The organism is Zobellia laminariae (assembly GCF_030553095.1).
Taxonomy (GTDB): Bacteria; Bacteroidota; Bacteroidia; order Flavobacteriales; family Flavobacteriaceae; genus Zobellia; species Zobellia laminariae.
Map to the genome: position 1 here is coordinate 4442207 of NZ_CP130738.1, position 20772 is coordinate 4462978.

A 20772-nucleotide genomic window follows, 5' to 3' on the forward strand; every position below is an offset into this window, starting at 1 on the left:
GGTGGTTTATTACTATTTTTGCCTCCGTTTTGATCAGGTTGATTTAGCGATATTCAATACCTATAAAAACCGAAAACACAGAACACTAATTTCAGTAATAAGAGATAATGGATTTTTTAAAACGTTTAGGTTTTTATCTTATTGGGCTTTCTATCGGAATCGTTTTCTTGACGTTTATCTTAAAGAAAAAATCAGATGAAACGGGTGTTTCATTTTGTTATTTTCCAAATTGTAGAACCCTGAAAGATATCCGCTCAAAACAAATGTCTTATTCTGAAGATGTGAGTAGACTATTTTCCGAAAAGAAGATTGATACGTTAGACATCATCAACATCTTAAAAAATGGCGAGGTAGATTTCTCTAATAGCAAAACCAAGACCTCTCCTTGTAAAACCTATATTATAGAAGGTACCTTAAAGGATAAAGAAGCCGTTCTGAGAATTAAAAACTGTAGAGAAAAAGCTCTTATAGAATCGATTACCTATTAAAAAAAAAACGCCCAAAACAGTTGTTCCGGGCGTCGTATAAATTAAATTTTTCTTCGCTGTCTTTCCTTTTTCAATAAAGACAATTCTCTTGTAGTTTGCCCTGCTACAGATGTATTTTCTTCTGCACGACGTATTAAGTAAGGCATTACATCCCTTACCGGACCAAAAGGCAAATACTTAGCAACGTTATAACCTTTATCTGCCAGATTAAACGAAATATGGTCGCTCATACCAAATAATTGCCCAAACCAAACACGGTTGTCATTATTAGCTATTCCTTTCTCCGCCATAAGATCCATCAACTTATATGAACTATCCTCATTATGAGTTCCCGAGAATATTGAAACTGTATCTAAATGATTCACTATATAAGTTACAGCATTATCAAAGTTTTCATCGGTTTCTTGTTTTGAAACACAAATAGGTGACTTATACCCTTTTTCTTCGGCTCTATCATTTTCCTTTTCCATATAAGCACCACGAACAACTTTCATTCCAATCCTAAAATCGTCTCTATTGGCACGTACCTGTAATTCTTTCAGGTAATCCAATCTATCCCAACGATACATTTGCAGTGTATTAAATACAATTGCCTTCTTCTTGTTGTACTTCCGCATCATATCTTCAACGAGTTGATCAGCAGCACCTTGCATCCAACTTTCTTCCGCATCAATTAGCAGCGAGACATCCAAATCATGTGCTTTTTTGCAAGTTTTATCAAAACGAGCCACTACTCTTTGCCACTCTGCCTCTTCCTTCTCAGTCAATGATTTCCCTTCACTTAGCTTTTGAAAAAGCGAAAATCTACCATAACCAGTAGGCTTAAAGACCGCAAAAGGAATAGCCTCCTTTTCCTTTACAAAGTCTAGCACTTTTAAAATCATAGCCATAGCATCATCAAAAGGGTCTTCTGTATCTTTCCCTTCCACTGAATAATCCAAAACCGAGCATACGTTTTTAGTATACATGCGATCAACCACCGGCATACAATCTTTCTCATTTACGCCACCACAAAAATGATCAAATACGGTCGCCCTAATTAACCCTTCCACAGGAAGATGCGCCTTAATAGCAAAATTCGTCATTGCAGTACCAATTCTTACGAGAGGTTCATTCGCAATCATTCGGAACAAAAAATAAGCTCGCTCAAGTTCTGAGTCGGTTTTCAAGGCAAAAGCCGTTGCGGTATCTTCAAAAATTCGTTTCATTTAATGTGATTTCTAGTGGCACCAAATATAAAGACACAAATTCTATTCTTTAGAAAAAAAATATGCTTTATTTTGTGCTTAGCCGTTAAAAAATATTTCGTGCAAGCGAAACCAAAACAAACCATTAATGCAGTCTATAACAACTTCTTCTTACGCCGTACATTTTAACCAAAGAGCTTACGACGCTTTAAACCTTCACTTATCCAAGAAGGCGTATTCTAAAATTTTTATTCTAGTAGACGAAAACACCCATGAAAATTGTCTGCCGGCATTCATGTCCCAAATACAAGGTGATTATGATTTTGAAATTATAGAAATAGAATCTGGAGAAGAAAACAAAAATATAGAAACCTGCACAGGTGTTTGGAGTGCATTATCAGAACTTGATGGTGATCGCAAGAGCATTGTTATTAACCTAGGTGGCGGTGTTCTTACAGATTTAGGAGGATTCGTAGCTTCAACCTTTAAAAGAGGCATAGATTTCATAAATGTACCCACTACCCTATTATCTATGGTAGATGCTTCGGTAGGCGGGAAAACTGGTGTAGACCTTGGTCCTTTAAAAAACCAGATTGGCGTTATTAACCAACCAGAAATGGTGCTAATTGTTACTAGCTTCTTAAAAACATTAGAAGAAAGACAATTACGTAGTGGCTTTGCCGAGATGCTAAAGCACGGACTCATACAAAGTAATGCATACTGGGAAACCCTTAAAAAAGTTACGGACTTTTTACATATTGATGATTTAATCTATGACTCCGTTGTTATTAAAAACGAAGTGGTACGCCAAGACCCAACAGAACAACACTTAAGGAAAATATTGAACTACGGCCACACTTTAGGTCACGCTATTGAATCTTATTTTCTTGAAAGCAAAATACACAAAACCTTGTTACATGGTGAAGCCATTGGCATAGGGATGATTCTTGAAGCATACTTATCTAAAGAACTTCTTGGCCTATCAGATGCGGAATTGACAGATATAAAAAGTACTTTCCTTTGTTATTACGAAAAGGTAAGCTTCACAAAAGAGGACATTACTACCATTCTATCTTTATTGAAATTCGATAAGAAAAATTCACATGGCAACATCAACTTTGTGCTCATTTCTGCCATCGGAAAACCAGAAATAGACATTCAAATTCCCGATGAAATGTATCAAGATGCTTTTGCATACTACGCCGAACAATAGTTACAGATACTAATTTCTCTAGTTTGACAACTCTTTAGAGTATTTGATCGCAAAAAATACATAGTTTAGGTAAAAGATTTCTAACCCAAATCAATAACCTACCCATATCTAATGGGGCTAAAACCAACCTACTATGTTACGTAAATTAGTCGATTACAAAAAGTTAGACCACAAACTAGGTGCATTATTAATTGAAACGTATGCTGATGGCTACGGAGATGATGACATCATTGTCTTCAAAAATCTTAAGGGAGAAACTATTGAGGCCGTGGAGCTAAAAACGGAGGATACTATCTACCTTGTAAAAATTAGCAAGAGCCTTTCTAATTTCATCGCCAATTTTGAAGAGAATATTGAAAAGGAACTAGAAAAGGCACCACAATCCGTAAATGCAGAAGACCCAAATTACCAATCAGATGATGAACGGAAGTTTGATTCTGAAGACCAGGACTAACACTGGACATTTCTAAATATTAGATTTTACAAAAGATAACGTTCTCGCAATATATTGCGGTGATGCTTTTGATGCCCACAAATAACAAAACCTAAAATTGCTGCATTCCAAGGCAAGTTACTGGCTATACCCTCTTTTTGCAAAGTTTCTGCATCAAAGCTTTTGTATAGCGTAATGGTAGACTGCCTTACTGCTTTGTATTCCTCTATAATACTCTGTTTTGAGCGTGTTTCGGCTCTGGAGTTTGGAGCATACAAATCTTGTTCAAATCCTGAGTAAAGGAGTTTTGTCACCTCTTGAAAATCGTAATGAACGGTATTGAAAAACACGTTCAGAGTCTATAATATGCAGAAGTACTTGGGCAATAGTCCACTTTCCTATTTCGTATGCATGCCCTAGCTTGTTTTCAGGAACACTCTCTATGAAATTAGGAAAATTCTGTAATTGGGTCTCTAGTATTTCCAACAATTCAACATCACCCAATACATCTATGTACGCTTTATAAAAAGGAATAGGTTCCGAAATAATAAGTTCTGAAGTTCTCATATGATTTAAAATAAAAAATCCTGAGCAGAATAACTACCCAGGATTTTAGATTACTATTTTAAAAGGTTTTCTATAATTCGTTGAAAATTGTATGCATTAACCTCTTTTTATCATTAATACTTTCCTCTAACGAAATCATAGTTTCCGTACGGCTAATACCATCAATATCATCGATCCTAAAAATAATATTTTTAGCATGATTGGTATCTTTTGCTCTAATTTTACAGAAAATATTAAATTTTCCAGTTGTAATATGCGCTACAGTAACATTTGGAATTTGCTCCAAACGCTCTAAAACGAATTTTGTTTGGTGTGTCTTTTCTAAGAATATACCAACATAAGCAATAAAAGCGTAGCCAAGTTTTACATAATCTAATGTAAGGGATGATCCTTTTATAATACCAGCTTCTTCCATTTTCTTAACACGAACATGAACAGTTCCTGCAGAAATCAAGAGTTTCTTAGCTATATCAGTAAATGGAGTTCTGGTGTTATCAATTAACATATCCAGAATCTGGTGGTCAATCTCGTCTAATTTTACTTTTCCCATTATGATTGTGTTTTCGGTAAAAATAAATAATTATAGCATAATATGCATTAAAAGTTGTATTTTTTTAACAAAAACGTAAGGATTTAATGATTTTAAAAAATAAAGCTCAAAGATTTAGCCTTTAATCCTCTGATAAAAAGACTGTTGCCTTAGTTCTTTCAAATTCGTTTCATTAAGACAGTCGTAAGTTACATGACCATAGCATTCGATAAGATTACCCTTTTTATCGACTAAAGGTTCAAAAGCAACCACACCATCTTTTAATACCTCTTTATAAAGTACTCCTATAGCCTCGCCATCTTTTAAACTTGAATCAATTACATGTGCATTTTTTATTAATACATCAACGAAGAGTTTTCCGTTTTCAGGAATTTTAAAGTAGTCTTCCTGTGGAAAATTATAAATTGTATTTTTAGCTATTACATTTACTCCTTGTAGCATGGCATGAAAAATATACTCCTGGTATGTTCCCGCTCATAATCTTTTGGAAAATGACCTGATTCAAATAATATAGTAGGCACATTAAGCATCTGAAAGCTATCGCCCACACAATTGGCATTAAACCCATCATCATACCTACCTACTTGACCTCAATCATCTCTTGCAATACCTGGTTCATAGCAACAATGAGTTGCATACTTATACCTCTTGTTTTTGAAATACTTCTTTCTGGGTCATGAGCAGGTGCCAAGAATGATACCGTTGCCGGTTTTGAAGTTCTGCCAACATTAAAAATAGTACGTTGGTCATGAAGGTTAAAACAATAATCTGGCTTAAACCCATTAAAGACATTTCTCAACACTACACTTTCTGGCTGAGTCCTATTTTGAGCATCTCTGTTCAAATCTATCTCATTTGCGTTGATTCTAGTATAGACTGCAGCGCCATCAGGATTTAATATAGGTATGATTAAAAGTGTGCATTGTTTTAAAATAAGCTGTGCAGAAGCTGAATCTGTAATTAGAAAGTTTACAAAATCTAAAGCAGCCTTAGTAGTTGTAGATTCATTACCGTGCATTTGTGACCACATTAAAATTTTATTTGGTCCTTTACCTAATTGCAGGCTTTTTATCTCACGGTTCTGAACAGATCTACCAACTGTCTTTATGAGTAGTTGCTCCTCGTTCTTTTCCAGAAATTCTAGAATTTGCTCATTAATTACATAACGTCCGCTAACGGATTTTTCCTTTATGGATCTATATTCAGATTGTGAAATACTCATTTGATGATTATTTTAAGTTACAAAAATAACTCCTTAATAATTTACAATTGTAATCAATAAAATACACATTTGTAAACAGTAAACTCTATAACTAACCATAGATAAAATACATTTGTAACCACAAAATCATCTAAAAAACTAGCTAAATTAAAAAATCATATTAATTAACTATAAATCAGTATTTTATATAATTTTATTTAAACCTAGAGATACAACATTTTAATCTATAAATCATATTTAAAACAAAATATTGACGTCTTTTCATTACTTTTACCTTAATATTAATTACAATGGTAAACACATCGGATTTTATTAAGCGTCTGGAGCATCTTCTGCAGTATTATGGGCTATCAGCTTCTAGCTTTGCCGATAAAATTAACGTACAGCGCTCAAGCATTTCACACCTTCTATCCGGGCGAAACAAACCTAGCTTGGACTTTGTTCTTAAAGTAGTGAATGTGTTTCCGGATGTAAATCTGTATTGGCTACTGAACGGAAAAGGCTCTTTTCCTTCTGATGCCGAAAAATCAACAACAAATACCGTAACAGCACCAAAACCAAAACCTACCCCAGAAGAGCCATCCATAAAATCGATGCCGAAATCAAAGAAAGAGATAGAGAAAATTATTATTTTTTATTCTGACGGAAGTTTTGAAGCTTATAACAATTAATAGGCTTTAATTTCTTTATTTTGTATTGATGATACAGAAAACACTACCCATACTTACCGCAATGGTTTTAATGACCTCTTGTTATGAACCTGAAAGGAATTGCACAGACTTCAAAGACGGTAAATTTGCTTTTACGACTACCATAGATGGCGAAGAAAAAACCACTATTTTTCTGCGTAAAGGTGATTTAGAGGTTGATTATTTTGACGGCAAGGCAGATTCTTCTTCTGTTCGCTGGATTAATGACTGTGAATACGTGGTAAAGAAACTCAATCCAAAGAACAAGTCCGAAGAGCAATCGCTTCACATGAAAATACTGTCCACAACAGCTGATTCTTATATTTTTGAATACAACATCGTAGGTGAGAGCAAACACGATAGAGGAACCGCTATTAGAACCAAATAACAGCACAAAACCTTTCTAACAAAACAATCTCACAAAACCACAGGTGACAAGAAGCTGAAATTAGCCATTATAAGCAGATTTAAGCTTAAGCGAAACAGATTTAAAGCAATTACCCCGCCATAGATAATAAAGCGCTTTAGATACGCGATTTTAGATACAAAAAATCAAACTGTTAAAACAAAAAGCCCGACTTTATAAAGTCGGGCTTTTTATTTTATATAATTCTATATCAATTATCATTTAGTTTGGCCTACTGAACGCAACCTCAGGACTTTTCTCCTTGTGCTCCCTAGATAGACGTTGCTGCTGCTTAACCGTAAGTGTACTGCCATCAGGACTCCATCCTGGTGGGCCAAAAATATACATTAGCTTATGAGAAAACTTTTTAGCCTTTTTTACATCGGCCCAAATATCCTTGAACTCATGAGTTAAAATCACAATTGGATTATAAGATTTTGGTGCATGAATAACTCCAAACTTAACTTCAACATCATCATCCAATTCTTTCCAAGTACCAAAAACCTTGTCGAAAATATTTAAGAAACCACCGTGGTTCTTATCTAAATATTCTACATTTTGTGCATGGTGCACTTGATGCATGGTATGCGTATTAAAAATCTTTTCTACCCATCCCATTTTAGGCACATACTGCGAATGCAGCTGAAACTGCCAGAAAGACTCAATGGCCAAAGCAAAAATCACTACTTCTACAGGAAAGCCTATTGCCGGCATCCACATATAAAAGAAAGGCTTGTAAAGCAATGTAAACCACCCATTACGGATAGCCGTACCCAAGTTAAAATGATCTGATGAGTGATGCACAATATGAGCAGCCCAAAGTATTCTTACTTCATGATTTGCCCTGTGAAACCAATAATACGTAAAATCATCCGCCAGTTGACACGCAACAAATACATACCAAGCATAACCAAAAGACTCATATCCCATGATATTAGTTCTTACACCATCTACAATAGGGTTAAAAAACTCGTAAGTATAAGTAAAAACAGTAATTAGAACAGTAATTTTAATAAGTGGACCCAAAATTGCCGAACCAACACCCATGGCACCACTAGCAAAAAAATCTTTCCACACATAAAGATCTTTATCTCCATGAGTGTGGCTATAAGAGATTTCCAGCAATATAAATGCTAAAAAGCAAGGTACACCATAAATTAGGGGGTTCGTCAAGTCCATATTTAAACAATTTTTTTTGCAAAGATAGCATTATTAAGACCTACATTTATGTTAAGACCATTAATTAAGACTATTCTAACATAGCCAATACAGATGCTATATTCTGAAATAATTATATTTTTTTATCCCGAAGCAATGCATTCTGTTCTTGCATTAACTTCTCTAAGCTAGCTAACAATTCAATATTCTTTGGCGTCTCAACTTCCTTGTTCTGAGGGTCTTCTGCCTTTGACTTAAAGCGATGAAACCCTTTAATAACCACAAATATGGTTAATGCTATAATTAGAAAATCAATTAAGACCTCCAGCATTTCACCATAACCTATTGCCACCTCTTGTGCAGTACCAAGCGCTTCGCGAAGCACATATTTCTTGCTACTAAGATTAACATCGTCCGTCATTAAGGACAAAGGCGGCATGATAATTTTCTTAACCAATGTATTGATAACGTTGTTAAAAGCTGTACCAATTATAATACCGATAGCCATATCGATCATATTACCTTTTATGGCAAAATTCTTGAAATCTTGTATAAAATTTTTCATAGTAGGCTTTACGCTTTATTCGAACAATGAGGTCTGAACTTCATCATCGTCATCGTCTGTATTTCCATTTTCTTCATCTACCCCTTCTATTCCTTCCGTCTTTTGTGGCTCAGGCTCTTCATAAGGTAACGGGTCTAACATGTTAATTTCCAAAACCTTGTCCTTTGTCAACTGATTACCCATAGCCCCTATTCCTTTTACAGAAATAAACTCCTCTAGATTCAGCTCTAAATTATCTTTTCGGTCTTGTCCGCGCTTCTTAGCAAAAACCAGCTCAATCATTGGTCTGTAGTCTGTACTAATGATTTCTACATGCGATTTTGGGTGATCCGTAAGAACATTTTCTTCTTTGTCCGGATGATCGATCAAGAACCGTTTTATATAAAACAATTCTTTCTCTCCCTCCCAATAAACTATCGATAGTGGTTTTTTAGGATTCCATTTTTCCAGTATTACCAAATCTTCATCAAAATGAAGAGTAAGCTCAGGAATGACAGTTTTAACTAATCCACTTTGATTTACAATCAAAAGACGATCCTCGCTGGTAAATTCACCCAAAAACTCACCTCTATTATCAATATTCAATCGTTGAACCGTGTCATCAAACCATAATTTCCTAGGTTTTAATGTAGACAGCCCCTTTTCCTTTAAATCAATGCGCTTCACGGAATATTTAGTAACAATATTTCCTTTAGAAGAACGCCCTTTAATCATTATTTTAGCGAAATCAATATCCCACTTTAATTTTTTAATACTCCCCACCTGACGTAAGCTAACAGATACTACTTCTGCCTCTCCATTAGGGTTTCCTGAGAAATAATGCACGAAAGTACCTTAAGCAAACCACTACCCATTTCGTAATGCTTATCTCGGGTAATACTAGTTACGTTAAAACGCTTAATGTAAGTAGCTCCTCCCTTACCATCCCTATAAATCATATTATAGACTGTACGTTTGTCCTTTTTCTTGAAAACAGCCACATATATAATGCCCTTACCAACAAAAGTCTTTGAATCGACTTTGAATACCATCATTTTACCGTCTTGGGTAAAAGCGATAACATCATCAATATCACTACAATCCGTAATGTATTCATCACGCTTTAAAGATGTACCTACAAAACCTTCCTCTCGATTCACATATAGTTTGGTGTTCCGTATAATTACCTTGGTCGCCTCTATATCATCAAAAAGTCGGATTTCAGATTTGCGCTCACGGCCTTTACCGTATGTATCTTTCAATCTTTGGAAATAAGCTATAGCATAATCAACAAGGTTTGCCAAGTGATGCTTAACCTCTGCAATCTTTTCTTCCAGATTGTCAAGGTATTGCTGTGCTTTATCTAAATCGAATTTTGAAATACGCTTGATACGTATTTCCGTCAACCGAACAATATCTTCTTCAGTAACCGCACGCCTTAAGTGCTTGGTAAACGGAGCTAATCCTTTATCAATAGCAGCGATTACACCTTCCCAAGTTTCCTCTTCCTCTATATCACGGTAGATACGGTTCTCTATAAATATCCTCTCTAACGAAGCAAAATGCCATTGCTCCTCAAGTTCCGCTAATTGAATCTCAAGCTCCCGGCGAAGTAATTCTACTGTAGCATCCGTAGAACGACGCAACATTTCAATCACTCCAATAAAGAGCGGCTTGTTATCTTCAATAATACAACCCAGTGGTGAAATAGAAGATTCACACGCTGTAAATGCATAAAGCGCATCAATAGTTTTGTCTGGAGAAATACCGGTTGGCAGATGTACCAAAATCTCCACATCAGCAGCCGTATTATCTTCAATTTTTTTAATTTTTATCTTTCCTTTATCATTTGCCTTAAGAATAGAATCTATTAAAGAAGAAGTGTTAGTGCCATATGGTATCTCGCTTATTATCAGAGTAGTCTTAGAATGTTGTGCTATTCTTGCACGTACTCTAATTTTTCCTCCACGAAGCCCTTCGTTGTAATTGGATACATCAATAATTCCTGATGTAGGGAAATCAGGAAACAGCTTAAAACGCTGTCCTTTTAAATGCTTAATAGAAGCATCAATGACCTCAATAAAGTTGTGAGGCATAATCTTGGTAGAAAGACCAACTGCAATACCTTCTGCTCCCTGTGTTAACAGTAATGGGAATTTTACAGGAAGATTAACCGGCTCCTTCTTACGGCCATCATAAGACTGTTGCCACTCCGTAATTTTTGGACTAAAAACTACATCTAGGGCAAATTTTGAAAGTCGAGCTTCTATATACCTTGAAGCAGCCGCACGATCACCCGTTAATATGTTACCCCAGTTACCCTGGGTATCAATTAATAAATCTTTTTGACCAATTTGCACCATAGCATCGGCAATACTGGCATCACCATGTGGATGATACTGCATTGTATGTCCAACAACATTAGCTACCTTATTGTAACGACCATCATCAAGATCCTTAAGCGAATGCATAATACGGCGCTGCACAGGCTTAAACCCATCCTCTATTGCAGGCACGGCACGCTCAAGGATTACATAAGATGCATAATCCAAAAACCAGTCTTTATACATTCCCGTTACACGGGTTAATGCATCATCCGGTGCTTGTTCTTCGCCATCCGTAGCTTCAACACCTTCTATTTGTTCTTGCTGCTCTTCCGAAGATTCCCCAGATTGGTCGTCAGGTGTATTCTGATTTTCAGCTTCGTTCAGTTCGTCATTTTCCTCCATTCAGAAAAATTCTGTATTTCTTTGGTTTATAATTTGTTTTCCTCTACCAAGTCTATCTCTACTTTAAGATTTTCTATGATAAATTTTTGGCGGTCTGGTGTATTCTTGCCCATATAAAAACTTAACAATGCTTCTATTGACATAGCCTTGTCTAACATAACAGGTTCTAAACGAATGTCCGCACCTATGAAATGCTGGAACTCGTCCGGTGAAATTTCACCCAAACCTTTAAAGCGTGTGATCTCTGGTTTACCAGATAGTTTTTCCATTGCATTTTTTCGCTCCTCTTCACTGTAACAATAAATTGTTTCCTTTTTATTCCTCACACGGAATAATGGCGTTTGCAAAATATATAAATGATTCTCTTTTATCAATTCAGGAAAGAATTGCAAGAAGAATGTAATCAATAACAATCGAATATGCATACCATCAACATCTGCATCAGTTGCAATTACCACATTGTTGTAGCGCAAGTCTTCCATAGACTCTTCAATGTTCAAAGCCGCCTGAAGCAGGTTAAATTCTTCGTTTTCGTATACGATTTTTTTAGACATGCCGTAAGAGTTTAACGGCTTTCCACGGAGACTAAATACAGCTTGTGTGTTCACATCACGAGACTTTGTAATAGAACCGGAAGCAGAATCTCCTTCAGTTATAAACAATGTACTATCCAAACGACGATCATGCTTCATATCGCCTAAATGCACACGGCAATCCCTTAACTTCTTATTATGAAGGTTAGATTTCTTAGCACGGTCACGAGCGAGTTTACGAATACCGGAAAGATCTTTTCTCTCCCTTTCGGCCATCATAATTTTACGCTGCAACTTTTCTGCAGTTTCAGGATTCTTATGCAGATAGTTATCTAAGTATTTCCCTATAAAGTCGTTAATATATGTTCGTACTGTAGGGAAGTTACCTCCCATTTCCGTGGAACCCAATTTGGTTTTGGTCTGACTTTCAAAAACAGGCTCCATCACCTTAATGGCTATTGCAGAAATAACAGATTTACGAACATCCGAGGCATCGTAGTTCTTTCCGTAAAAGTCACGAATAGTCTTAACCAAAGCTTCACGAAATGCCGCTTGGTGCGTACCACCATGGGTCGTATGCTGACCATTAACAAAAGAATGGTACTCCTCGCTATACTGCGTTTTACTGTGAGTAATAGCAACCTCAATATCATCACCTTTTAAATGGATAACTGGATAAAGGATATCTTCAGCGTTGTTGTTATCCTCCAATAAATCCTTTAATCCGTTCTCCGAATAAAACTTTTCACCGTTAAAAACGATAGTCAATCCCGGATTTAGATATACATAGTTTTTGAGCATGCGTTCCACATACTCGTTTCTATATTTAAATTTCTTAAAAATGGCTTCATCAGGAGTAAAACTAACCTTTGTACCCCTTCGCCTTGTAGTTTCCTCAAGCAGCTCTTCTTTTTGAAGCTCACCAATTTGAAATTCAGCGGACTTAGATTTACCATCTCTGGTACTTTCCACACGAAAAAAGCTAGAAAGAGCATTCACTGCCTTGGTACCAACACCGTTTAAACCAACAGACTTCTTAAACGCACGCGAGTCATACTTACCTCCCGTGTTCATTTTTGAAACTACATCTACCACCTTCCCCAAAGGAATACCACGACCATAATCGCGCACAATGACACGGTCCCCATGAATTGAGATTTCAATGGTCTTACCAGCCCCCATCACAAACTCATCAATACAGTTGTCAATGGTTTCTTTTAACAAGATATAGATACCATCATCGGCCGAAGAACCATCACCCAACTTACCGATATACATACCGGGACGCAGCCGAATGTGCTCTTTCCAATCGAGTGAACGTATATTATCTTCTGTATATTGACTTTCCTCAGACATAAATCAGGGGGTTTGGAACTAAACTAACGCTAAAGATAAGACGACAATTAAAAAGATGAAACCCCAAACTGTTAAAGTAATTAACAATGAATTTGTCCATTTTGTTGATATATTCGCTTAATATGCTAAATTTTACCCTCATAACACACCAATTTGCACAAAAAAGCTAAAAATTTGTAATTCGGAAGACTTTTTCTGACCAAAGCACCGGTTTAAAATAATCTGAGGTCAGCATATTTACATCAATTAACACGCTACTTAATGAAAAAACTATTGTTATGTCTTCTAATTTCCACTGGGAGCATGAATTCAATTCTAGCTCAAGATTTAGAAAAAGAGTACAAGGCTATTGAATCTAAGGTCATAGAATGGAGAAGGGAAATTCATCAAAATCCAGAACTATCCAACCGAGAATTTAAAACAGCGGAAAAGATTGCCAAACACCTTACTTCTTTGGGAATAGAAGTACAAACAGGTGTAGCTCACACAGGCGTGGTTGGTATTTTAAAAGGCCAAAAGTAAGCAAAGTCATTGCTTTACGAGCAGATATTGACGCATTACCCGTTTTTGAAAGAAACGACCTTCCGTTTAAATCTACCGTGGTAACAGATTTTAAAGGAGAAGAAGTGCCCGTTATGCATGCTTGCGGACACGACACGCATACCGCCATTCTTATGGGGGTTGCCGAGATTCTTTCCAAACACACCGATAAGATAAAAGGAACGGTAAAATTCATTTTCCAGCCAGCTGAAGAAGGCCCTCCGGAAGGCGAAGAAGGCGGTGCGCTACTCATGGTAAAAGAAGGTGTCCTCAAAAACCCTGACGTAGACGCTATTTTCGGACTTCATATTAATTCACAGACACCAGTAGGTGTAATTCGCTACAAATCTGGCGGCACTATGGCCGCTGCCCAGAAATTTGTTATCAACGTAAAAGGAAAACAGAGCCACGGCGCAAGACCTTGGTCCGGAGTTGACCCAATTTTAATTAGCGCCAAAATTATTGATGGCTTACAAACTATTATCAGTAGAGAGGTAGAATTGACTAATGAAGCCGCAGTGATTACCGTTGGAAAAATCACAAGTGGCGTGCGGTTTAACATCATACCGGAAAGCGCAGAAATGATAGGCACCATCCGTACTTTAGATTATGGTATGAAAGCGCTAATCAACAAGCGTATGAAAGAGATGGTTCCTGCCCTTGCCAAAGCTTATGGTGGTGAAGCTACAATTGAAATAAAAGATGCTACGGATATCACATATAACGACCCAGGCTTGGTGACACAAATGCTACCTTCGTTAAACAAAGTCGCAGGAGAGAACAATGTACAAACACAAAAGGCCGTTACTGGAGCGGAGGACTTCTCTTATTTTCAGAAAGAAGTACCAAGGCTTTTTTCTTCTTTTTAGGAGGAATGACACCCGGAAATACAGCGTCTTTTCCGCATCATACACCAGATTTCATTATAGATGATAGTGGCCTATTATTGGGCGTAAAGGCTTTAACAGAAATGAGCATTGACTACCTTAATAATTAGGTGATTAAAATAAATAACCTTAATAATTAGTTTAAATAGTTATAAACATATTTATGGACCAAATAATTTCAATTTTTCAAAGTATTTCGTGGTGGATTTGGGTTTTGATTTTTCTTTTAATCGTTGCCATAAGAGATATCTTTTTTCAACGGTCACATACCATATCACATAACTTCCCTTTAGTAGGTCACTTACGTTATTGGCTAGAAAGTATAGGACCGGAAATGCGTCAATACTTTGTAGCGAACAATCGTGAAGAGCTTCCTTTTAATCGTATAGAAAGAGGTTGGATTTATGCTTCAGCAAAAAAGGAAAACAACTACGAAGGTTTTGGAACTGATCGTGATATCTATGCTCATCAGCATGTTTTCATAAAGAATCAAATGATGGCATATAAGGTACCTGAAAATCACGTAAATGCAATTGACAAAACATTTATTCCTTGTGCCAAGGTAATGGGAGTTCACAATAAAAGGAAAAAGCCATTTCGCCCCAGTTCTATTATTAATGTATCTGCTATGAGTTTTGGCTCGCTATCAGCTGCAGCTGTAGAATCAATGAACAAGGGTGTTGCGAAGGCTGATGCTTATCATAATACAGGTGAAGGCGGACTTTCCCCTTATCACAAACAAGGAGGTGATGTTATTTTTCATATCGGAACAGGTTATTTTGGAGTTCGTACGCCGGATGGAAATTTTTCCATGGAGAAAATGAAAAAGCTTGTTACTGACAATCCAACTATAAAAGCAATAGAGATTAAATTGTCGCAAGGGGCTAAACCAGGTAAAGGAGGTGTTCTACCTGGTGCTAAGATTACCGCTGAGATTGCAGAGATTAGAGGTGTTGAAATTGGAAAAGACGTATTATCACCAGCAACTCATAAAGCGTTTAGCAACGTTAAAGAACTTCTTGAACTCATTGAAAACATTGCCGAAGAAACTGGATTACCTGTAGGTATTAAAGGAGCTATTGGAAAGTTAGACCAATGGGAAGAACTAGCTGATTTAATGATAAAAACCGGAAAAGGCCCCGATTTTATTACTGTAGATGGTGGTGAAGGCGGCACCGGTGCTGCTCCCCCATCATTTGCTGATCATGTATCATTACCATGGGTATATGGCTTTTCTAGTTTATACAGGGTTTTTCTTGAAAGACAACTCACTGATCGTATTGTTTTTATTGGAAGTGGAAAACTAGGATTCCCGGCCAAGGCGGCAATGGCTTTTGCCATGGGTGTTGACTGCATTAACGTTGCTCGTGAGGCAATGATGAGTATAGGTTGTATTCAAGCTCAGGTTTGCCACACCAATCGCTGCCCCGCGGGTGTTGCTACTCAAAGTAAATGGCTACAGAAAGGAATTGACGTTCCGTTAAAATCAGACCGTTTAGCACAATATTTTATGACCTTTAGAAAAGAGTTTCTAGAAATTACACATGCCTCGGGTTACGAACACCCTTGCCAGTACACTATGGATGACGTTCAATTAAATGTAGATGACAACTCCCTAAACCGTAGTTTAGCTTCTTCTTATGGCTACAACAAGGCCAAAGTTCCTTTTGTGAATATGCAAAAACTGCATGATTGCATTCACTTGGGAGGAAAGCATTGTGAAAACAGCTAAGAATAATATACATTTGTTTACGTTATTAGTAATTTCCAAATCATATAACAAGAATTTAATCTGAGTAATTTATGAAACACCCCATACTTACCTTTGGTCTTATCCTTTTCGCTAGCTTATCTATACAAGCCCAACGTAAAAGCGACCTTATAGAAGAAATAGCACAATTGAAAATGCAATTAGACTCAGTAAACGCTGAAGTTTTTGATGCAAGAAAGAATGAAAAAGTAGCCGTCACCAAAGCGGAGTCATACGGAAATCAGGTAACTGAACTTCAAAGTGCGAACAATACTTTAATGAAGAACTTGAATAATTTCGCAGAGGTTTCTAATAAAAATTCGAGCATGGTATCTACTGCTATGGCTAATCTTGCAACTAAAGAAGATCAACTTAAAACAATTAAAGCAGCCATTGCCACCAATGATTCCATTACTATAGCTGTTTTGACCAATGTAAAGCAGACTATGGGAGAAAATGCCAAAATAGGCGTTGCCGAAGGTGCTGTGGTTGTTTCTTCAGATTTATCTAGTTTATACGGAAGTGATACTGGAACTACGCTTACGCCTGAAGCAGAAGCTTGGACAGAGAAAATTGCAAATATCTTAAATGCCAATCCTAGTACAGCTGTTACCATAGAGGGTCTTAGTATGACTGGAGATATTGAAACTCCTGCAAAACAGGCTATGGCAATCGCTACTATCTTACAAAACAAATTCACAGTAGCTCCTGAGCGTATTGCTGCGTTAGGAAGAGATGGAAATTTAAAAGAAGGTATTCAAGTGAATATTCACCCTGATTTTAATAAATTCTATCTCATGGTCCGAGAGCAGATGAAGAACTAAAAGTTATCCTAAATTTTGTATACTTTTTGATAAAATCCCCCGTTCTAGTATCCAAATAAACCAAATACCAACAAAAATGTCTGGAGAAGGAATTTTACAAATGTTCGGCTTTTTATTGCCTGCAGTAGTTACAGGGGTCGTTGCCTTTTATTTTTTTAAGTTACACACTAAAAACGAAGACGGGCGCAGACGCTTTCTACTACATAAAGACTCACAAAAGAACACTATACCTGTTCGTTTACAAGCATACGAGCGTATGGCACTTTTTCTTGAGCGAATAGCTATACCTAGTTTAGTGGTTAGAGTAGCACCAAAATCTGCCGACAAAAATGCATATGAAAGTCTTTTGATAAAAAGCGTTGAAACAGAGTTTGAACACAACCTTTCGCAACAAATTTATATGACGGACGAATGTTGGAACGTTATTAAGGCCGCTAAAAGTGCGACCGTTCAAATGATTCGTAAAGCAGCTATGAGCGAAACCGATTCGGCTGATAAATTACGTGAAGATATCCTTACGGAAACTATGGAGAAGCAATCGCCTTCATCAACAGCATTAACCTATATCAAAAGAGAAATAGGTTACCTCTGGCAGTAAATGAATTAAAATATATATTAAACTTAACCAGTTTAGATAAAGCCGTACCAACTTTAAATAGTTCGTGCGGTTTTTTATTTTAGAGTACCTCGCCCTTTTCCGGCTCTATCTGATTGAGTTCGGCGTTTTTATATTTAGCAAAGTTGTAACCACTCTCCCACCAGACCGTCATTTTTTCCTTATCAAAAATCAGGGAATTAGTGGTTAAGACCGTTGGCGTATAATAAAAGTTGATAATAGCATCATTGTGTTTTGCTACATATTTGCCAATCCTAATGTTTTGATGCTCTATACGGTCCAACATATACTCAAACATTGTGGTAAGTAGCGAGAAGGCATTTCGGGAAGGTAAACGGTTTAAATGGCTTACTTCCGTCTGCAAAACAATAACGTCTACTTCTGTAGCGCCTCGTTTTATTGCTTCCTCTATAGGAACCATGTTTCCCAATCCACCATCTGCATATTCACAGCCATTCTTGCGGACTAAACTCATAAAAGGTGTGTAGTTGCATGAAATCCAAATCCACTCACAAAACTCATCATAAGTGCAATCATTAATGCTTTTGTATTCTACCTGATTTAAGGATAGGTTTGAAACCGTTGCAATAATCTCCTTTGGTCCCTTTTTTAAATTTTCAAATTCTTCTACCGTTAACGTATTTCTTATCAATTTTAGAAGATTTCTACTTTCTCCAAAGGTCTTTCTTCCTTTATAAAAATTCTTCAACACGTTCCAGTGGTCTATACCAATGGTATGCACACCATGTTTCTTTTGTATGGTAAAAGGGCAATTACTGAAAATACTATGCTGATTCACATTCGTATAAACCTCTTTTATTTTTTCAATTTTAGCAAGAGCTAAGTGAGAAATGAGTAAACTACCTGTAGAGGTGCCAAGAAAAAAATCGTATTCATGATGGAGTTCTTCCATTAGGTATTGCGCAACGCCGCCTGCAAAAGCGCCTTTACTACCTCCACCCGATATGACTAATGCCCTCATTATTAATTAAGTTTTGTATTCATATAACGTGATTCGTCTTCGTTTAGTTTCTCAACCAGTTTCTGGATACGAATTTTATAATCTTCATCTTCTAAAAGTTCATCTATTAAACCTCTAGCGAATTTCTTAAACTGCCATGAATGGTGGTTTGTAGCGTAGATAAGATTAAGAAGCCCATCATCTGTAAAACCTATTTCACGCAAGTATTGAAATGCGGACATACGAACTTCCCATCCATATTCCGGAGAGGTATAACTACTCAATTCCGCAAAATACTTTGTAGTATTTTCAGCTTCATAGTCATTCGTGGCAACCGCTAACAACAACCACAATAACCTTACATTTTTGTTTGGCAAGCCAATAACACCCTTAGTAGCATCTAAATATACCTTTTGACTTTCAGGAAAAGTTGACCATAGCTTATACAAAGCTAGTTCTTGGGTCACATAACTTTTATCGGTCAACAATTTCTCCACTACTTCCTTTTTATTAATTGGAATTTTTTGAATTAGCTGAAGCCCTTTTTGACGAACTTCTAAATAAAGACTTTCCATTAATATCATCTCCAATCCGCCCGCTACTATCTCTTTTTCAAATTTATCAATTAATGCCTCTTTATATTGTACGGGCCGATTTTCATGTAACCAAACACTAAGGTCTTTTTCGGAGTGTTTAGAAACGAAAAAAGTACGGATAGATTTGTTTTTCGCCATTAGAAAGGTCTTCACATCGTCATAAGGAAACTCAGTGGACAGCAACCACTTTGCTCTAAACTCATCTAGATTTAAAGCTGATGACAGTTCAACCTCCTTAATAAAATCATCAATAGTTACATTCTTAAACTGATGTTTATTCAAATATGCTGAAACTGCTTTTTTAAACGCCTCATCCCCCACTTTATCTTTTAACATAACCAAGGCCCATGCTCCCTTTTCATAAAAAGTAGCACTACTCGCTTTGGGGTCTACCAAAGCTTGCCCTTTACCATTCTCAGATATTTCCTGAAGCTCTTTTGCTGTTTCAAACAACTTCCAGTAAAAATGGTCATCGCCAAAAATTTCCTTTTCGGCTAAATAAGCATAATAAGTCGCGAATCCTTCATGCAGCCAATGGTGATTTCCATCTTTTTCAGTAACCAAGTTACCAAACCACTGGTGCGCCAATTCATGGGCATTGACATTTACAAAGTTTTTATCTACAAAAGCGGTGGAATCTATAACATATCCATCAGAAAAAATTGTAGTTCCCGTATTCTCCATTCCTGCGTATAAAAAGTCGCGAACAGGAATCTGTTTGTAATTCTGCCATGGGTAAGGAACTCCAATTTCATCTTCCAGAAAATCAAAAATTTGTTGTGTGTATCGGTACGTTGGCTCTACCATTGCACTATCTTGAGGATAATAATAATTTTCAATGGGCACTCCACTAGAAGAAACTAATTCCTGTTTACTGTAATCACCAATAGTAAAAGCCAACAGATAACTGCTCATAGGCTTCTTCATATTAAATAGCCAAACTGGGTTATCATCTGTCTGAGGAGGAACCACAGCCAACTTACCATTTGCTATTACATCAAATTTTCTACCGGCCTGAATAAATAAATCAAATTCAACTTTTTCGTTCATATCATCAAAGCTAGGCAACCAATGACTGGTATACTTGCCTTGACCTTGCGTCCAAATCTGTTCGTTTCCTTCTATATTATCACCCCAACCTAAGAAATAAACGGTTTGCTTTGGTTTGGCCAAATACTCAATAGTGAGTTTATGTGATTTGTCTTTTTTAAACTTTTTATAAATTGAAATGGTTTTATCCGTTTTAGTAAAGTCCACTTTTTTACCGTCCAGTTCAACTTTTGTAAATGCCATATCTTTAGCATCAAGGAAAACGGAATCAACATGTTGAAGTACGTTAAACCGATAAATTACACCACCTTTTATCTCCTTATTTAAAGGAATAGGTTCAATAAATACATCGGCTTGAATAAAGTCGACTTTATCTTGATGTTGACCAAAACAAGAACATATCGAAAAGAAAAAAAGGAGTGCAAAAAGGTTTCTCATGAAGTCTTAGGAACAAATAGTAGACCAAATTTAAC

At 36.6% G+C, this 20772-nt stretch carries 19 protein-coding genes and 2 pseudogenes; 9 read left to right on the forward strand and 12 right to left on the reverse strand.

The window, feature by feature from the left end; all coding sequences use genetic code 11:
- Positions 1 to 107 precede the first annotated feature (107 nt).
- Positions 108 to 488, forward strand: coding sequence for a DUF4258 domain-containing protein (locus Q5W13_RS21445; protein WP_155596595.1), 381 nt, complete (start codon positions 108 to 110; stop codon positions 486 to 488).
- A 41-nt stretch (positions 489 to 529) separates the two neighbouring features.
- On the opposite strand, the gene Q5W13_RS21450 is transcribed toward Q5W13_RS21445, so the two are convergent.
- Positions 530 to 1696: a proline dehydrogenase family protein gene (locus Q5W13_RS21450; RefSeq protein WP_155596596.1), complete on the reverse strand. Its 1167-nt coding sequence runs from the start codon at positions 1694 to 1696 to the stop codon at positions 530 to 532.
- Positions 1697 to 1823: 127 nt separating this feature from the next.
- On the opposite strand from Q5W13_RS21450, the gene aroB reads away from it, so the two are divergent.
- Complete coding sequence (gene aroB / locus Q5W13_RS21455) at positions 1824 to 2888, forward strand: 3-dehydroquinate synthase (RefSeq protein WP_304444441.1); 1065 nt, start codon at positions 1824 to 1826, stop codon at positions 2886 to 2888.
- A 133-nt stretch (positions 2889 to 3021) separates the two neighbouring features.
- Positions 3022 to 3342, forward strand: a complete 321-nt coding sequence (locus Q5W13_RS21460) for a hypothetical protein (RefSeq protein ID WP_155596598.1) — start codon at positions 3022 to 3024, stop codon at positions 3340 to 3342.
- Between the two features lie 26 nt (positions 3343 to 3368).
- Here Q5W13_RS21460 and Q5W13_RS21465 read toward each other — a convergent pair whose 3' ends face one another.
- From Q5W13_RS21465 to Q5W13_RS21485, 5 genes are all read right to left on the reverse strand, one after another.
- Positions 3369 to 3635 (reverse strand): DinB family protein, encoded by a 267-nt coding sequence (locus tag Q5W13_RS21465; RefSeq protein WP_304444442.1) that lies wholly within the window; start codon positions 3633 to 3635, stop codon positions 3369 to 3371.
- Positions 3607 to 3888: a DinB family protein gene (locus Q5W13_RS21470; RefSeq protein ID WP_304444443.1), complete on the reverse strand. Its 282-nt coding sequence runs from the start codon at positions 3886 to 3888 to the stop codon at positions 3607 to 3609. Before Q5W13_RS21470 ends, Q5W13_RS21465 begins: the two co-directional genes overlap by 29 nt.
- 70 nt (positions 3889 to 3958) lie before the next feature.
- On the reverse strand, positions 3959 to 4438 hold the full coding sequence (locus tag Q5W13_RS21475; protein WP_013995861.1) for an Lrp/AsnC family transcriptional regulator: 480 nt from the start codon (positions 4436 to 4438) through the stop codon (positions 3959 to 3961).
- A gap of 114 nt (positions 4439 to 4552) precedes the next feature.
- Positions 4553 to 4879, reverse strand: a complete 327-nt coding sequence (locus Q5W13_RS21480; RefSeq protein WP_304444444.1) for a hypothetical protein — start codon at positions 4877 to 4879, stop codon at positions 4553 to 4555.
- Positions 4880 to 5018: 139 nt separating this feature from the next.
- Complete coding sequence (locus Q5W13_RS21485) at positions 5019 to 5660, reverse strand: M14 family zinc carboxypeptidase (RefSeq protein WP_304444445.1); 642 nt, start codon at positions 5658 to 5660, stop codon at positions 5019 to 5021.
- A gap of 290 nt (positions 5661 to 5950) precedes the next feature.
- Between Q5W13_RS21485 and Q5W13_RS21490 the strand changes: the two genes are divergently transcribed.
- Complete coding sequence (locus tag Q5W13_RS21490; protein WP_304444446.1) at positions 5951 to 6331, forward strand: helix-turn-helix domain-containing protein; 381 nt, start codon at positions 5951 to 5953, stop codon at positions 6329 to 6331.
- Positions 6332 to 6359: 28 nt separating this feature from the next.
- Positions 6360 to 6737 carry a DNA topoisomerase IV gene (locus Q5W13_RS21495; RefSeq protein WP_304444447.1) on the forward strand — a complete coding sequence of 126 codons (378 nt, stop codon included), beginning with the start codon at positions 6360 to 6362 and terminating at the stop codon, positions 6735 to 6737.
- Positions 6738 to 6977: 240 nt separating this feature from the next.
- On the opposite strand, the gene Q5W13_RS21500 is transcribed toward Q5W13_RS21495, so the two are convergent.
- The 4 genes and pseudogenes from Q5W13_RS21500 to Q5W13_RS21515 form a co-directional block, all read right to left on the reverse strand.
- Positions 6978 to 7934 carry a sterol desaturase family protein gene (locus Q5W13_RS21500; protein ID WP_155596603.1) on the reverse strand — a complete coding sequence of 319 codons (957 nt, stop codon included), beginning with the start codon at positions 7932 to 7934 and terminating at the stop codon, positions 6978 to 6980.
- Between the two features lie 112 nt (positions 7935 to 8046).
- A complete protein-coding gene (mscL, locus tag Q5W13_RS21505; protein ID WP_155596604.1) occupies positions 8047 to 8478 on the reverse strand; it encodes a large conductance mechanosensitive channel protein MscL in 432 nt (143 codons plus the stop codon).
- 15 nt (positions 8479 to 8493) lie between these two features.
- Positions 8494 to 11186: pseudogene (locus Q5W13_RS21510) on the reverse strand (DNA gyrase/topoisomerase IV subunit A).
- Between the two features lie 26 nt (positions 11187 to 11212).
- Positions 11213 to 13075, reverse strand: coding sequence for a DNA topoisomerase IV subunit B (locus tag Q5W13_RS21515; RefSeq protein ID WP_304444448.1), 1863 nt, complete (start codon positions 13073 to 13075; stop codon positions 11213 to 11215).
- A gap of 261 nt (positions 13076 to 13336) precedes the next feature.
- Here Q5W13_RS21515 and Q5W13_RS21520 point away from each other — a divergent pair.
- The 4 genes and pseudogenes from Q5W13_RS21520 to Q5W13_RS21535 all read left to right on the forward strand — a co-directional run bounded on the left by Q5W13_RS21520 (position 13337) and on the right by Q5W13_RS21535 (position 17674).
- A pseudogene (locus Q5W13_RS21520) lies at positions 13337 to 14612 on the forward strand (amidohydrolase).
- A gap of 53 nt (positions 14613 to 14665) precedes the next feature.
- A complete protein-coding gene (locus Q5W13_RS21525; protein WP_304444449.1) occupies positions 14666 to 16234 on the forward strand; it encodes an FMN-binding glutamate synthase family protein in 1569 nt (522 codons plus the stop codon).
- A 71-nt stretch (positions 16235 to 16305) separates the two neighbouring features.
- Positions 16306 to 17076, forward strand: a complete 771-nt coding sequence (locus Q5W13_RS21530; RefSeq protein ID WP_304444450.1) for an OmpA family protein — start codon at positions 16306 to 16308, stop codon at positions 17074 to 17076.
- A gap of 76 nt (positions 17077 to 17152) precedes the next feature.
- The gene (locus Q5W13_RS21535) at positions 17153 to 17674 is read left to right on the forward strand and encodes a DUF7935 family protein (protein WP_194534755.1); all 522 of its coding nucleotides are present in this window, start codon (positions 17153 to 17155) and stop codon (positions 17672 to 17674) included.
- 79 nt (positions 17675 to 17753) lie between these two features.
- Here Q5W13_RS21535 and Q5W13_RS21540 read toward each other — a convergent pair whose 3' ends face one another.
- Both Q5W13_RS21540 and Q5W13_RS21545 read right to left on the reverse strand, forming a co-directional pair.
- The gene (locus Q5W13_RS21540; RefSeq protein WP_194534754.1) at positions 17754 to 18674 is read right to left on the reverse strand and encodes a patatin-like phospholipase family protein; all 921 of its coding nucleotides are present in this window, start codon (positions 18672 to 18674) and stop codon (positions 17754 to 17756) included.
- A 2-nt stretch (positions 18675 to 18676) separates the two neighbouring features.
- A complete protein-coding gene (locus Q5W13_RS21545) occupies positions 18677 to 20737 on the reverse strand; it encodes a M1 family metallopeptidase (protein ID WP_304444451.1) in 2061 nt (686 codons plus the stop codon).
- Positions 20738 to 20772: the final 35 nt, after the last annotated feature.

Bases quoted from the DNA above. Each gene is read 5' to 3' on its own strand.
- Q5W13_RS21445 (WP_155596595.1), top strand. From the start codon at position 108: ATGGATTTTTTAAAACGTTTAGGTTTTTATCTTATTGGGCTTTCTATC.
- Q5W13_RS21450 (WP_155596596.1), bottom strand. From the start codon at position 1,696: ATGAAACGAATTTTTGAAGATACCGCAACGGCTTTTGCCTTGAAAACC.
- aroB (WP_304444441.1), top strand. From the start codon at position 1,824: ATGCAGTCTATAACAACTTCTTCTTACGCCGTACATTTTAACCAAAGA.
- Q5W13_RS21460 (WP_155596598.1), top strand. From the start codon at position 3,022: ATGTTACGTAAATTAGTCGATTACAAAAAGTTAGACCACAAACTAGGT.
- Q5W13_RS21470 (WP_304444443.1), bottom strand. From the start codon at position 3,888: ATGAGAACTTCAGAACTTATTATTTCGGAACCTATTCCTTTTTATAAA.
- Q5W13_RS21475 (WP_013995861.1), bottom strand. From the start codon at position 4,438: ATGGGAAAAGTAAAATTAGACGAGATTGACCACCAGATTCTGGATATG.
- Q5W13_RS21480 (WP_304444444.1), bottom strand. From the start codon at position 4,879: ATGCTACAAGGAGTAAATGTAATAGCTAAAAATACAATTTATAATTTT.
- Q5W13_RS21485 (WP_304444445.1), bottom strand. From the start codon at position 5,660: ATGAGTATTTCACAATCTGAATATAGATCCATAAAGGAAAAATCCGTT.
- Q5W13_RS21490 (WP_304444446.1), top strand. From the start codon at position 5,951: ATGGTAAACACATCGGATTTTATTAAGCGTCTGGAGCATCTTCTGCAG.
- Q5W13_RS21495 (WP_304444447.1), top strand. From the start codon at position 6,360: ATGATACAGAAAACACTACCCATACTTACCGCAATGGTTTTAATGACC.
- Q5W13_RS21500 (WP_155596603.1), bottom strand. From the start codon at position 7,934: ATGGACTTGACGAACCCCCTAATTTATGGTGTACCTTGCTTTTTAGCA.
- mscL (WP_155596604.1), bottom strand. From the start codon at position 8,478: ATGAAAAATTTTATACAAGATTTCAAGAATTTTGCCATAAAAGGTAAT.
- Q5W13_RS21515 (WP_304444448.1), bottom strand. From the start codon at position 13,075: ATGTCTGAGGAAAGTCAATATACAGAAGATAATATACGTTCACTCGAT.
- Q5W13_RS21525 (WP_304444449.1), top strand. From the start codon at position 14,666: ATGGACCAAATAATTTCAATTTTTCAAAGTATTTCGTGGTGGATTTGG.
- Q5W13_RS21530 (WP_304444450.1), top strand. From the start codon at position 16,306: ATGAAACACCCCATACTTACCTTTGGTCTTATCCTTTTCGCTAGCTTA.
- Q5W13_RS21535 (WP_194534755.1), top strand. From the start codon at position 17,153: ATGTCTGGAGAAGGAATTTTACAAATGTTCGGCTTTTTATTGCCTGCA.
- Q5W13_RS21540 (WP_194534754.1), bottom strand. From the start codon at position 18,674: ATGAGGGCATTAGTCATATCGGGTGGAGGTAGTAAAGGCGCTTTTGCA.
- Q5W13_RS21545 (WP_304444451.1), bottom strand. From the start codon at position 20,737: ATGAGAAACCTTTTTGCACTCCTTTTTTTCTTTTCGATATGTTCTTGT.